This window comes from Clostridium bornimense (assembly GCF_000577895.1).
GTDB lineage: Bacteria > Bacillota > Clostridia > Clostridiales > Clostridiaceae > Clostridium_AN > Clostridium_AN bornimense.
On sequence record NZ_HG917868.1, the window covers coordinates 1,633,941 to 1,648,942 of the forward strand.

13 protein-coding genes are annotated in these 15,002 nt (G+C 27.1%); 1 reads left to right on the forward strand and 12 read right to left on the reverse strand.

From position 1 onward, the window contains the following. Positions 1-16 precede the first annotated feature (16 nt). The 6 genes from grpE to gpr all read right to left on the reverse strand — a co-directional run bounded on the left by grpE (position 17) and on the right by gpr (position 7,343). Positions 17-622, reverse strand: coding sequence for a nucleotide exchange factor GrpE (gene grpE, locus CM240_RS07320; RefSeq protein WP_044039811.1), 606 nt, complete (start codon positions 620-622; stop codon positions 17-19). 34 nt (positions 623-656) lie between these two features. Beyond that, positions 657-1,691 (reverse strand): heat-inducible transcriptional repressor HrcA, encoded by a 1,035-nt coding sequence (hrcA, locus tag CM240_RS07325; RefSeq protein WP_242838467.1) that lies wholly within the window; start codon positions 1,689-1,691, stop codon positions 657-659. A 175-nt stretch (positions 1,692-1,866) separates the two neighbouring features. Further along, complete coding sequence (gene hemW / locus CM240_RS07330) at positions 1,867-2,982, reverse strand: radical SAM family heme chaperone HemW (RefSeq protein WP_044037877.1); 1,116 nt, start codon at positions 2,980-2,982, stop codon at positions 1,867-1,869. Positions 2,983-3,254: 272 nt separating this feature from the next. Then, the gene (gene lepA / locus CM240_RS07335) at positions 3,255-5,057 is read right to left on the reverse strand and encodes a translation elongation factor 4 (RefSeq protein WP_044037880.1); all 1,803 of its coding nucleotides are present in this window, start codon (positions 5,055-5,057) and stop codon (positions 3,255-3,257) included. A 174-nt stretch (positions 5,058-5,231) separates the two neighbouring features. Next, positions 5,232-6,311, reverse strand: coding sequence for a stage II sporulation protein P (locus tag CM240_RS16865; RefSeq protein WP_051483747.1), 1,080 nt, complete (start codon positions 6,309-6,311; stop codon positions 5,232-5,234). 48 nt (positions 6,312-6,359) lie between these two features. After that, positions 6,360-7,343 (reverse strand): GPR endopeptidase, encoded by a 984-nt coding sequence (gene gpr, locus CM240_RS07345; protein ID WP_044037881.1) that lies wholly within the window; start codon positions 7,341-7,343, stop codon positions 6,360-6,362. A gap of 173 nt (positions 7,344-7,516) precedes the next feature. On the opposite strand from gpr, the gene rpsT reads away from it, so the two are divergent. Further along, on the forward strand, positions 7,517-7,777 hold the full coding sequence (rpsT, locus tag CM240_RS07350; RefSeq protein ID WP_044037883.1) for a 30S ribosomal protein S20: 261 nt from the start codon (positions 7,517-7,519) through the stop codon (positions 7,775-7,777). Positions 7,778-7,809: 32 nt separating this feature from the next. On the opposite strand, the gene holA is transcribed toward rpsT, so the two are convergent. The 6 genes from holA to CM240_RS07380 all read right to left on the reverse strand — a co-directional run bounded on the left by holA (position 7,810) and on the right by CM240_RS07380 (position 14,934). Continuing rightward, complete coding sequence (holA, locus tag CM240_RS07355) at positions 7,810-8,826, reverse strand: DNA polymerase III subunit delta (protein ID WP_044037885.1); 1,017 nt, start codon at positions 8,824-8,826, stop codon at positions 7,810-7,812. A 2-nt stretch (positions 8,827-8,828) separates the two neighbouring features. Further along, positions 8,829-10,448: a ComEC/Rec2 family competence protein gene (locus tag CM240_RS07360; RefSeq protein ID WP_044037887.1), complete on the reverse strand. Its 1,620-nt coding sequence runs from the start codon at positions 10,446-10,448 to the stop codon at positions 8,829-8,831. A gap of 51 nt (positions 10,449-10,499) precedes the next feature. Then, a complete protein-coding gene (locus CM240_RS07365; RefSeq protein WP_044037889.1) occupies positions 10,500-12,875 on the reverse strand; it encodes a P-type ATPase actuator domain-containing protein in 2,376 nt (791 codons plus the stop codon). A gap of 30 nt (positions 12,876-12,905) precedes the next feature. Then, positions 12,906-13,532 (reverse strand): helix-hairpin-helix domain-containing protein, encoded by a 627-nt coding sequence (locus CM240_RS07370; RefSeq protein ID WP_044037891.1) that lies wholly within the window; start codon positions 13,530-13,532, stop codon positions 12,906-12,908. Between the two features lie 56 nt (positions 13,533-13,588). Beyond that, entirely contained in the window at positions 13,589-14,482 is an 894-nt protein-coding gene (locus CM240_RS07375; protein ID WP_044037893.1) for an RluA family pseudouridine synthase, read from the reverse strand. A 65-nt stretch (positions 14,483-14,547) separates the two neighbouring features. Next, positions 14,548-14,934 (reverse strand): RidA family protein, encoded by a 387-nt coding sequence (locus CM240_RS07380; protein ID WP_044037895.1) that lies wholly within the window; start codon positions 14,932-14,934, stop codon positions 14,548-14,550. Between the last annotated feature and the right edge of the window lie 68 nt (positions 14,935-15,002).

Consider the following 15,002-nt stretch of genomic DNA (forward strand, 5'->3'; position numbering starts at 1 on the left):
CAATTTTATTTTGCAATTAATTTGCTACTTTTACCATACTATATCTTAAAACTTTAGATTCTTTCTTGTATCCTTTTTGGAATACTTCTACAACTTCATTTTCTCCAAAAGAATCATCTTGTATATGCATTATTGCTTGATGAACATTTGGATCAAATCCTTCTTCTGTAGATATTTCTTCTACACCAAGTTTTGCTAATGAATCTAGCAAACTTTTTAATGTCATTTCAACTCCAGTTCTAAGAGAACTTTCATCGCCAACAGCTGATACAGCTCTTTCTAAGTTATCTATTGCTGGTACAATCTCTTTAAGAGTATCTACAACAGCATTATCATAAATTTCTTCTTTTTCCTTAGCTGATCTATTTCTATGATTTTCATATTCTTTATCTAATCTCATAAGCTTATCACGAAGGGCTTCTACTTCCTTTGAAAGCTTTTTACTATTTTCAGCTTCTTTAGTATATTTTACTTTATAGTAATCTTCTTCATTAATTACTTTAGATTCCTCTTCTGAATTATTTTCAACATTATCAGATTCTATATTTTCTTCACAATTGTTAGTGCATTCCTCATTTATCGATTCTTCTGCACAACTTGAATCTTTCATTTCTTCTTTCATTTCCTCATTATTAGTTGTCAATTACATCACCTCTCTACTCTTCACCTAATCTTTTAGTTATAGTTCTATTTAATTCATTAACAAAAGATGTTAATATAGATACTATTCTTGCATATGGAATTCTTGTTGGTCCAATAAGTCCTATGGTACCAAGTGGTCTATCACCTAGTTTGTAAGTAGCCTTTATAACAGAACATTCTTTTGCTCCTATTATTTTGTTTTCTTCACCGATAACAATATTAAAATCGCTCTCAGCTTTCAATAGGCTATTTACATTTTTGGTATCTTCTAATAAGTTGAACATATTTTTAACTTTATCAATATCTTTATACTCAGGCATAGAAAATAAATTTTGTATTCCTTCAACGTAAATTTCAGAATCATAATCATCTTTCATTTCATTAATAATTTGATTCATTAATGAATCAAATATTTTTTCATTGCCTGCAAAAGAACTTTTAAGTTCCACAATAACTTGATGATCTATAGACTTTAAATCTACACCTTGAAGAAATGAATTTAATATAGCATTTATTGAATTTACTGCGTTAATATCCACCTCTTCATCAACTCTAATCATTGCATTTTTTACGATTCCAGAGTCGCTGACCATAACTAAAAGTAACTTAAGCTTATCTACATATACTATTTGTAATGATTTAAGATAGCTTTTATTTAATGATGGTGTTTTAACTACACAAGTAAGTTTTGTCATATGAGATAATAACTCTGTTGATGACTTAATTATCTTACTTAAATCATAGATACTTTGATTCAAAACACTATGAATTAAATTTTCTTCTTGAGGTGTGATTATTGATGGCATCATAAGTCTGTCAACATATAATCTATATCCTTTATCGGAAGGAATTCTTCCTGAAGATGTATGAAGCTGTACTAAATACCCCATTTCTTCTAAGTCTGACATCTCATTTCTTATTGTAGCAGGACTAACACCTAAATTATACTTTTTTGCAATTGTTCTAGAACCCACTGGCTCCCCAGTACTTATATAGTCATCAACAATAGCTTGAAGTATCCTAATTTTCCTTTCATCCATTTCCATCATTATCACCTCTTATTAGCACTCATTATAATTGAGTGCTAACATCTTGTCTATAAAATACCACTTTGGAATATTATTGTCAATATTGATTTTTACCTCATAATTTACCCTCTATACTTAAAAAAATCATTTAGATTAAATTAGATACTATATTCTCCATTTTTCATATGCAAGTAATTTATAATATAAAATCACTCATTATATAGTTTGATACTTCTATTCCCCTTTTAGTCAAGAACATATTACCACAAGCAATTTTAAGCAGATCCATATTAGTATATTTATTAATGACATCACCATATATATCTTCTATTCTCTTATTATATCTTTTATAAAATTCCTCTATTGATATCCCTTTTATCATCCTTAATCCCATAAATACGAACTCTTCCATATCATCTTTTATAGAATTTTCTATTACTTCTTCTATTGCATTGCCTTTTTTATTTATCCTATCTATATATTCACCTATATTATTAACATTTTTTAATCTTTTATGAGAACAATATGATGCTGCAGAAGATCCTATCCCAATATAATTATTTAATGTCCAATAAACGATATTATGTTTACATTCCTTTTTTTCTTTTGAAAAATTCGAAATTTCATATTGATGATATCCTCCTTTCTCTAATTCCTCTAATGTAATACGATACATATCTCTTTCTACCTCTTCATCAGGTAACTTTAACTTATCATTATTATATAATTCATAAAATTTTGTTCCTTCTTCTATTATTAAAGAATATGCTGATATATGGTCTAATCCTAAATCAATTAAAGACTTTATAGACTTTTTATATTCCTGTAATGATTGTCCTGGTAGACCAAACATTAAATCTGCATTTATATTTTCAAACCCTACTTCTCTAGCATCATTATAATTTTTTAAAAAATCCTCATACTTATGTATTCTTCCTATAAATTTTAACAAGTCATTATTTGTACTTTGTAATCCCATAGAAAGCCTATTTACCCCAATATCCTTCATCATACATAACTTTTCTTTTGTAAGTGTTCCTGGATTTCCTTCCATAGTAAATTCGCAATTATTTGACATCTTAATATTACTTATAATATCACCTAATTTTTCTATTTGCCTTTCACTTAAATGGGTTGGTGTGCCTCCACCTATAAATATAGTGTCATAAGTATCTTTTGCCCTCGATTTAGCTTCTTTTTCTAATGCATTTAAATATTCTTCTATACTGTTTTCCATACAAGAATACGATGGAAAATCACAATAAAAACATTTATTTTTACAAAATGGTATATGTATATATAAACTGCTCATAATTCCTCCTATATATAAATCATAATTCACAATTCACAAAGCGCAATTCACAATTCATGTAAATACAACTTTCATTAGCTACCTATAAGACATAATTATAATATCAATTATAATTATAAAATAAGTCTCAATAACAAATTAACGACAATGCACTTATAATTCAAGAAATTCCGCAGGAATTTTCACCTTAATTGTGAATCGTAAATTGTGAATTTTAAAAAAAGAGGCTCGCAAACAAATTTTCATTTATCGTTGCGACACCTCTCTTATTTTTAATCTACTTTTAAAATAGACATAAATGCTTCTTGTGGTACTTCTACAGAACCTACTTGACGCATTCTCTTCTTCCCTTCTTTTTGTTTTTCAAGAAGTTTCTTCTTTCTTGAAATATCTCCACCATAACATTTAGCTAATACATCTTTTCTCATAGCTTTTATGGTTTCTCTTGCTATAATTTTTGCTCCTACTGCTGCTTGAATTGGAATTTCAAACATTTGTCTTGGAATAACTTCTTTTAATTTTTCCGCTATTCCTCTTCCTCTAGTATATGCTCTTTCTTCTGGGACTATCATAGATAATGCATCTACAACTTCAGAATTTAATAATATATCAAGTTTAACTAGTTTAGTTCTTGAATATCCTATAAGTTCATAATCAAATGAAGCATATCCTTTTGTTCTTGATTTTAATGCATCAAAGAAATCATAGATTATCTCATTTAAAGGAATATCATAAGTAAGCATAACTCTAGTTTCCTCTAAATATTGCATATCTTTAAATGTACCTCTTTTATCTTGACAAAGTTCCATTATGGCCCCAACAAAGTCTGCTGGTGTAATAACTGTTGCTTTTACCATAGGCTCTTCCATGTAATCAATTTCTGTAACTGGTGGAAGATTAGTTGGATTTGTTAATTCTATAATTTCTCCATCTGTTTTTATTACTTTATATATAACTGACGGTGCAGTTGTTATGATATCTAGATTAAATTCTCTTTCTATACGTTCTTGTATTATTTCCATATGTAGTAATCCAAGAAAACCACATCTAAATCCAAATCCAAGTGCTACAGATGTCTCAGGCTCAAAAGATAGCGCCGCATCATTAACTTGTAATTTTTCTAAAGCTTCTTTAAGTTCAACATATTTCGCTCCATCAACTGGATAAATTCCTGAATACACCATAGGAATTGCTGGTTTATATCCTGGTAATGGTTCCTCTGTGCCACCTTCAGCATAAGTTACAGTGTCTCCAACTCTTGCATCTCTAACATTTTTAATTGATGCAGTAAAATATCCAACACATCCTGGACCTAGTTCATCTACAGGCATGTAATTTGGTGCAAAAACACCTACTTCAGTAACTTCGTATTCTTTCTTCGTTACCATAAGTTTTATTTTTGTTCCTTTTTTGATCTTTCCATCTTTTATTCTTATATAAGATACTACACCCTTATACGAATCGTAAAATGAATCGAAGATTAATGCCTTAAGTGGTGCATTTTCATCCCCTGATGGAGCTGGTATTTTTTCAACAACAGCTTCTAAAACATCTTCAATATTTAATCCAGTTTTAGCTGAAATAAGTGGACACTCTGATGCTTCTATTCCTATAACATCCTCTATTTCTTCTCTTACTTCATCAGCCCTAGCAGATGGTAAATCAATTTTGTTAATTACTGGTACTAATTCCAAATCATGATCTAACGCTAAATATGTGTTTGCTAAAGTTTGTGCTTGTATACCTTGTGTGGCATCTACTACTAATATAGCTCCTTCACAAGCAGCAAGAGATCTTGATACTTCATAATTAAAGTCTACATGACCAGGAGTATCTATAAGATTCAATATATATTCTTCTCCATCACTTCTTTTATATACTAATCTCGCAGCTTGGGATTTTATTGTTATTCCTCTTTCTTTTTCAAGCTCCATATTATCTAAAACCTGAGCTTCCATTTCTCTTTGAGTTAAGGTTCCTGTCTTTTCTAAGAGTCTATCAGCTAGTGTAGACTTACCATGGTCAATATGGGCTACAATACAAAAGTTTCTTATGTTTTTTTGATTTATGCTCATTTTTCTTCCCCCACTCTATTTTTGTTTGGGTATTTATTCTATTCCGATTTATGCGGAATGATTATCTATTTATCAATGTTAAATTATATCATAGATTCCCCGATAGTTGTCAATATTATAGAATTATTTATAATTATATATTAATTTATATTTCAATTGTATATGCTAAAAACGTTATTTTTTTAAATATTCACCTATTGCACGAGCTATTATTCTTGCAGTATTTTTAGCTTCTCCTAAATTACTTGCTTCAGATCCCATCTCTATCAATATTGAATTTGTACTTAAATCTGCATTAAACTTACTTGACGTGCTTGTATAAACAAAATCATCTCTTCTTAAATTTGGAAAATCTCTGTCAATTATATTTTTTAGGCCTTCAACTATTCGTAAATTTTCATTTATATTTGGTACAGATGTATCATAAACAAACATCGGTCTTGCTAACGTAACTCCGTTAATATTTCCTGTTACTGCTGCCTTATTGGAAACAGCATCTCTATGTAAATCTATAATAATATCAAAACTATTATATGTAGTTAGATTCCTTTTAACGGTCTCTCTCGATGCGGCATAGGCAGCTATATAATTTCCATCATTTATAGTTTTATCATGAACAACATCAATATTATATCTGTTTAATTCTTTTGTTAATTCTTCTCCTACTGAAATTATATTTTCATTTTCATTTCTACTAGATGCTTGATATGGTACAAATGCTTCACCTGTATGAGTATGATAAATTAATACCCTAGGCTTTATACTACTATTATTTACAAATCTTTCATCAAAAACATTTAATGTAGCTTCTAATAATGGATTTCCTTCTTCTGATACTGGCTCCACTTGACCATTCTCTTTAGTTTTAATAACTATACTATCTGAAGCAAAGCCTTTTATCCCACCACTATTTGATATATTATCCTTATTAACCATACTTATTCCTATAAATTCTTTTCCTATAATACTTTTAGGATTATCTATAGAAAAATCAAACAAGAAATTTATTATATTTTTTAAAGTAAATTGATTTTCCACCATAGCTGTATTATCAAAATGAACAGTTTCTATAATTGGTACCGTTTTATTAACCATAGTTACATAAAATAAATTTCTATTTCCTTTCGAAATTCTATAATTAAACTCCATAAATTTCACAAAGCAAAACGCTATTAACAATAGCATCATAATGAAAAACAATATTATCTCAAAAATTGATTTTTTCTTCTTTAAGTTATCCAATCTATATCCCATAGTTATCCCTCCTCTTTTAAATCTATGAGGAGGGATTTCTTTTTATTACTAATTCAAATACCTATTTATATCACTTAATTCTAGTGCTGGTTGTAATGCTATATTTATTCCATTTGCTATTATTTTTGATATTGACTCGATCACATCATCTACTTCTTTTGGAGTTACAATTAAATCCCCTACCTCTGGTGTTAGAAGAGCAGTTATAAGCTTATGCTTATCTTCTCTATCTATACCTTTTAAAATTTTATAAAAATCTCCACCTTTAGTTGATTCTCTTATAAGATCATCTATAACTAAGTCAATAGTATCAGATGCCATTGTTGCTGCATCAACTACCGTTGGCACACCTATAGCTATAACTGGTATGCCTAAGGTCTTTTCTGATAATTCTTTTCTTTTATTACCTACTCCTGCACCTGGTGCTATTCCTGATGTTCCAATCTGAATAGTAGTATTCACTCTATTTAGTCTTCTAGATGCAAGAGCATCTATACAGATTAATACATCAGGTTTTACTCTCTCCACAATTCCTTTAACTATTTCACTTGTCTCCATGCCAGTAATCCCAAGAACTCCTGGAGATATTGCACAAACAGGTCTTATTCCTTCATCAATCTCATCTGGAACTAATTCCTTTAAATGTCTTGTTACCATTATTTTTGACACAACTTTAGGTCCCAATGAATCTGGAGTAACATTCCAATTTCCCAGACCCACAACAAGTACTACTTTATCTTCATCAATTTTTAACACACTTGTAAGCTCTTTCGCCAGTGACCTAGCTACTGATTCCTTAGTATCTTCATCATAGTGAACATGATCTGGTATTTCAATTGTTATGTAAGTACCTTCAGCTCTTCCCATTTTTTTTGCGCCTTCAGCATTTTTAATTATTACTGTAGTAGTTTTTACATTATCCTCCTCTTTCTCAGTTGCTTCTACACCTTCTATAGATTTTGGTCTAGATGTTTCTTCTATCATTTCCTTTGCTTCTACAGCTAAATCTGTTCTTATACTATAATTATACATATATATACCTCCTTCATATATGTATATTGTTTTATTTTCATATTTTTAATATTCATTATAAATATCTATTGAAAGTGTTGTTCTCAGATGTTATAATAGTATTCGTTGTTAAACGTATGTAAAGTGGCGCTATTCCCCAGCTGTTACTTTATTTTTACAAGGTGGTGAAAAACATGGCAAACATAAAATCAGCTAAAAAGAGAATTAAAGTGACTGAAAAGAAGACTTTAAGAAACAAGATGATTAAGTCTGCATTAAAGACTACTATAAAGAAGTTCGAAGTTGCTGTTGCAGCTGGAAACACTGAAGAAGCAACTGTTGCTTTCGGAGCTGCAGTTAAAGCTTTAGACATGGCTGCTTCTAAGGGCATTATTCATAAGAATAAAGCTGCTAGAGGTAAGTCTAGATTAAATGCTAAATTAGTAGCAATGTAATAAAAGACCGGTTTATTCCGGTCTTTTATTTTTTATAATGCTCCAAGAGAAATTAGTAATAATTCTAAATTATCTTCTGATGAAGTACTTTTTATAGCCTTTTCTGTCTCTAAAATCTTTTCTATACTCTTTTCTAATGTAATAAAACTATATTTTTTACTTAAAATATATAAATTATTACATACAAACTCATTAATTTTTAACTCTTTACTTATTGATTTGCTATCATATCCCTGTTCACTAAATGACTTTATTTTATATAATAATCTATATTGCCTAAGAATCATAAATAATATCATAGGTTCTTTCTCACCACGATTTATAAGTTCACTTAATATATCCAAAGCATCTTTTATTTTACGCTTACTTATAGAATCTACTAAATTAAAAATATCATTTTCATTTAAAGGTGGCATAAGCTTAATTATATCTTCTTTTGTAATAGGTCTATCTTTACAATAATTTATAAGTTTTTCTATTTCATTATTTATTACATCTATATTACCATCTAAAATTGATGATAGATAACTAAGTTCAGCTCTTCCTATCTCTTTTTCTTTTTCTTTAAAAAGACTTCTTAAAACTTTATTTAACGCTTCACCTTTTAATTGTTTAAATTCTACTAACTCTGAGTTCTTGCTCAAAGGCTTTACCTCTGACGGTATTTTTTCTCGTTTATTATCAAAAACGCAGTAGGTTATAAGTATTGTTGTACTTGGTATGTTTTTTATATATTCCTTATATTCTTTGAAATTCTTTTTATGCTCTTTATCTTTAGAATTTCTTAAAAAGTCTCCTCTATATATTACAACTACCTTCTTCTCATCAAAAAAAGGTAATGTTTCACAAGCATTAATCACTTCTTGAAAATCTAATTTAAATCCATCAAATTTAATATAATTTAGATCTAAGAACTCTTCTTTTACATTCTTTTTCACTATGTCTTCCACACATTCTTTAATAAGATGCTCATTAACTCCCATAAGAATATAATTATTCTTAAATTTATTATTTTTTATATCATCTTTAAGTTTGAAATAATCAATCACATTTACTCTCCTTCTAAAATATATGTATCAATAACAACTGGTGAAGATTGATAATAATAATTCTCTCTGCAATTAATTATATCAAATTTTTTATTTGCATTTGAATAAATTTCATTAACTAAAAGATATTTTTTTAAAAACTCTTCCTCTTTCATAGACTTAATTTTCCCATAATAATAAAAGGTACTATTCTTAGCTTCCCTCTCCACTATTCCATAACTATCCTTATACTTTATAAGTTCTACTCTATGTATTGGATTTAATATAAAAATATAAAATAATATTGTTGTCCCTAATATAATTCTCTTTACCTCGATATTTGATTTGTATAAAAAAGCTATAAAAATATATGCTATTAATAATATAGCTACTTCACTGCTGAAAAATATTTCATCTAAAGTGTTATAATATAGCTTATCTATCATATAATCAATAATTCTGGACACTATATTTATGACATAACATAGAAAATCTAATACGGGATTAAAGAAAATAGAAAATAACGATATAAAAATCAAAGCTATTATTAAAGAAAATATCGGCGCTAAAAATAAGTTGGCAATGATACAATTAACTGATATTCCTTTTATAGTTGCAAAAATAAATGGAGCTGTAGCAACTGTAGCACTTATAGATACTGCTATCGATTCTCCTATTGTTTCTGGTAAAAAAATTAATTTCTTCTTGAAAAAATCATTAAAAAAATAGATTCCAAAGACCCCAGCATAACTTAAAAGAAAGCCTAAAGAGTACAGCTTTATAGGATTTAATATCAATATTATAATAGCACTTATTATTAAAGCATTAACTCCATCATAATTTCTGTATAACTTATAGCTAAATATATTAATTAAAATCATAATAAAAGCTCTCAATACTGGTACTGGTGCCCCTAAAAATATTATGTATGATAAAATAAAGACTATAGATAAAGTTTTACTTGTAAATTTATCTAACAACTTAAATAATAACGATAAATGAAATCCCGATATAGATATTATGTGATATATTCCTAATGATTTCATTTTTTCTTTCTCAATACTAGGTAATGTACTTGTATCACCTAATAGTAAACTATCTATTTTCATAGCTGCTTTTTTATCTAACTTTTCACTATACTTATCTTTAATTATTCCTCTTAACCTTATTATGAAATATCTATATGTTTTTTTACATTCTTTTATATTTTCAACATCATATATTCCATAGTATCCTTTATTTAAATCTAAAGCCTTTGTAAATTTTCCTTCTAGTAAATACTCATAGCCAACTTTCAAGTCACTATTATTTACTAAAATAAGATGATTACCACTTTCTCCTATACTATTTATACCATTATTTTCAACAATACATAACTTATTCACATCACTATATGACAAGTAATTAATACATAGGAAAGAAGTAGAAAAAAATGCTACGATAAAAATAATAGTATATCTTACCTTATAATAACTAAATATAAATATAGTTACGATAAATAACATAATAGTTGTTATTATTTTGCAATCATTAAACCAATAATTTATAGATAATATTATAGCTAATAACGGAAATCCTCCTATATATTTTCCTTGTAATTTTTCTTCACAAAATATCTTTATAAAAGAAAGTATATTTTTCAAATAAAACACCTCTATTTAAGAATTCTTAACTCTTAAATAGAGGTTTAAACATCACATTAAAAAAATATATAATAAAATTATTATACTTGGCAATATTAATATTATATCTTGAACTTTACTCTCTCTATATCCATTTAATAAAGCCTTTATTGTATAAATTAATATAAATATTATCAATGACAAATATTTTTTTACACTAAACTGTAAAAAAGGAATTATAAAAGGAATTAATATAATTAATGTACTGATTACAATATCTTTTATATTTAATTTTATACAAGCTAAAGAATTATTAAATTTATATTTTTTATAATAAGTTACTTTTTCCGATTCCAAATTTAACATTAGATACCCAATATATATGGAAATACAAACTACATTCAAAATAAATAGCTCTATATAATTATATAAACTTCTTTCACACAATTTCATAATTATAATATTTGATAATAATACAGTTCCAAAAAATGATATAAAAAATCCTTGAATATAATTAAATCTCTTTATAATTTGTTTTGATAACTCCATTCCCTTTAGAATTTTAGTTAAATGATTATTTTTTATAGTAAAATCGCATACTTCTTTACATAGACTATTATTGTTATTTCCTTTATATATTGAAACAGATGATTCTTTTAGTATTCCTAAATCTCCGATACTATCTCCAGAATATAGTATGTTATACTTTTTTATTCTTAACTCCTTAACTATATCTTCAATTTGATCTTTAGTTACTTTTGATAATACCTTATATCCTTCTATATTTCTATTCATTTCATCTTTATCTATATTTTTTAGTTCTACTCCAGAAATTATATCACTTTCCTTATATATATTTCCAAGCAACTTACCTTTATTAAAAGCAACTAGCTTATTATCATTAGTATATGTTAATACCTTTATATTCATATCTCTTATTAATTGAATATTAGTTTCATAGTTACAATTTACTCTTGATTTATATACTAATACACCTACAAAAACCATGTTGCTTTCTATATTCTCATATTCTGATGGCTTATAATTAAATGCTCTATAAGAAAAAGCTACCGTTTTAAATCCTTTTTTGCTCATCTCTATATCTAGTTCTTTTATTTTTTCTATATAATCTTCTTCTAGTTTTACTTCTAATTCATTAGATATTCTAAAAGTCGAACTGTTAATTATAGTATTTATATTTCCTAAAGAATATGCTCTATACCCATTCTCTACCGCTATAACTTTTGTAACTACATCATTTTCTATATTATATGGTAATGTAAAAATAGACTTTATTTTAGATTTTGATTCATTATAGTTAAATTTCATATCGTCTAAAAAATCTATAATTTTTTTAGATATTTTATTATCAAATCCTTCTGGTACATCTAAAGAACAAATATGTAATATTTCAAAAGCTCTAGTAATCATATACTCATCTGGTGCTAATGATAATGTAGAATATCTTTTTTCATCAATAATTATCTCTATTATATCTATATCATCATCATAAAAACTATCTTTATCTTCTATAACAATATAATCTGTATTATTAAGCTTTTCTAAATCTAAGATACCACTTACTTCTATCTCATCTTTTCTAAACTCATTCTTTATGCATTTTATAAATAAAAGAATATATACTGGTATAAGTGGTAAAGTTATAGCTAATGATTTACTATAACTGTTTTTCATAAGTATTAACTCAAATATAGATATTATCATTGATAACACATATATTGGTGAAATCATATTATCAATATATTTTAATAACTTTAATCTATTATTTTCTATGACATGATCTAAGAGCTTTTCTCCCAGCTTCGTATTATAACCAACGGCAATAACTACACCAATTCCATGCCCAGAAACAATTTTTGACCCCTTATAAAGAATATTACTTCTTTCTTTAAAATCACTACTTTCATCTATTTCTAAAGAAAACTTATTTACAGGTACATCTTCACCATTTATAAAAATTTCTTTTACAGTTATGTTATTTCCCTGTATTATTCTTATGTCTGCAGGAGAAATGTCATCTTCTTCAATAAACACTATATCTCCTACTACCAATTCTGCTGATTTTATATATTTAATTAAACCATCTCTTTTTACTCTAACCTCTTTATTATTTACTCTATCAAAAGATATAGGATTATTAACTTTCCTAATTATTATAAATGCAATAAGCAATACAAATAATAAACTTATATAACATACAATTTTATATTGAGAATAAAACCATGTAAATACAGAATAAACTGTAGCTATTAAAAAAAACTTTGACATAATAAAATTTTTAAGATTATTGAAAATTTTATTTCTATATTCTTTAATAACATTATCTCCATATTTACTTCTTCTAGCATCAATTTCATCAGATGAAAGTCCTGTAGAAATTGTAGTATCCAAATTTCTTAACACTTCATCCCATCGTAAGCTATGCATATATCATCCCCCTTGTTAATCCAATGTGTATTATGGCACATACACTTTATCTTTAATTGTTTCAAAAGTCTTTTCTCCAATCCTTGCACCAATTGTTTTTAATTCATCAATGTTTTTATATGGTCCATTTTCTTCTCTATATTCTACTATTTTTGAAGCTCTAACCTCACCTATACCATCAATAGATTTTAACTCTTCAACAGTAGCTTTATTTATATTAATACATCCATCTTTTCTGATACTGCTATTTACTACACTATCTATAGTAGCATCAACTTCGCTTTCTCCAACTGAATATACATATATATAGTCTTCATCATTTAGCTTTTGAGCCAAATTTATATCTTTACTTTCTGCATTATCTAAAAATCCGCCTGCTACCTGTACTAAATCTTTTATTCTTGAACCTTCCATAAGTTTATATACATTAGGTTTCACTACAGCTCCACCTATATACACAAATATTTCTTCTTCCTTATTTTTTTCCGTATAGCTATCTTCAGAATCTTCTTTTATTTCTGTTTCTTTACTATACTTCTTAAAAGCATCTTCTTCATCATTTATACTACTATTAAAATTACTAAATATAAGTAAAAATCCTAATAAACATATCACTACTATTATTAAAATCTTATATTTATTAAAAAATTCTTTCATAAAACCACTCCTTATTCTAAGTAATATCCATAAAAAGTGATTTTAATCATCATTTTCTACTTAAGCTTATTTAATAAATTATTCATATCATCAGGAATTGGCGCTATAAATTCCATTCTTTCACCAGTCTTCGGATGATTAAATCTTAATTTATACGCATGTAAACTTTGCCTATCTATAAATTCTTTTTCTTCTTTTCCATATAAGTTATCTCCAAATATTGGATATTCATAATAAGCTAAATGAACTCTTATTTGATGAGTTCTACCCGTCTCTAGCTTTAACTCTATATATGTGGCATCATTCAATTCCTCAATGACTTTATAATGAGTAATACTTCTTTGTCCTCTATCATCAATAATACGTCTTGGCTTTGATTCTTCTGAAGCGTATATAGGTAAGTTTATTGTACCTTCACTATACTTCATCTTATTGTGACATATAGCCCTATAAATCTTATCAACGTGTCCTTCTGTCATATCTCTTTGAAGAGCCATATGAGAAAATTGATTTTTTGCTATAATTATAAGACCTGATGTATTCATATCTAATCTAGAAACTAACCTAACTATAGAACTATCACCATTTTCTCTAAAGTGATATAACACCCCATTTGCTAAAGTACCACTTTGGTGAGACTTAGTCGGATGTACAACTAAATTAGGTGGTTTATTTATAATAATAATATCACTATCTTCATATATTATATCTAAATCCATCTTTTCAGCTTCAATATCTTGATTTTCTTCCTTTTTTAAATTTATTTCAATTTTATCTCCTGCTTTTAAAATATATGATAACTTTACTATTTCACCATTAACTAGAATATTTTTATTTAGCGCCGCACTCCTACAAAATCTCGAAGATAAATTACATTTATACTTTAAATAATTTCTAATTTTTTCTCCATTATCTACTTCATCTACTATATAACTTATAAAGTTGCTCATTTTTCCTCCTTAAAAAAAGTCTGTGCTAAGAACTTTTATATTCTAACACAGACCAGTTTTTATTTCTATTCTGTAACTAATGCAATAACCTCTATTTCAATTGGAGCATTTTTAGGCAATTTAGCCACTTGAACACATGATCTTGCTGGCTGTTTTACTGCAAAATACTTTGAATATATTTCATTCATATCTTCAAAATCTTCCATATCTCTTAAAAATACCATTGTTTTTACAACTTTATCAAAAGATGTACCTGCTTCATCTAAAATTGCTTTTATATTTTCTAAACATTGAACAGTAGCCTTCTTTATATCATATTTAACTAACTCACCAGTACTTGGTATTAATGGTAATTGACCTGATGTAAATACTAAATTCCCTACTCTTATAGCTTGTGAATATGGTCCTATTGCTGCTGGTGCATTAATAGTGCTTATTATTTCCTTTTCCATTTTATTTCCCCCTTGATATTCATTTTATATATAAATATATTATACATCAAATACTATTTTATTAGTAT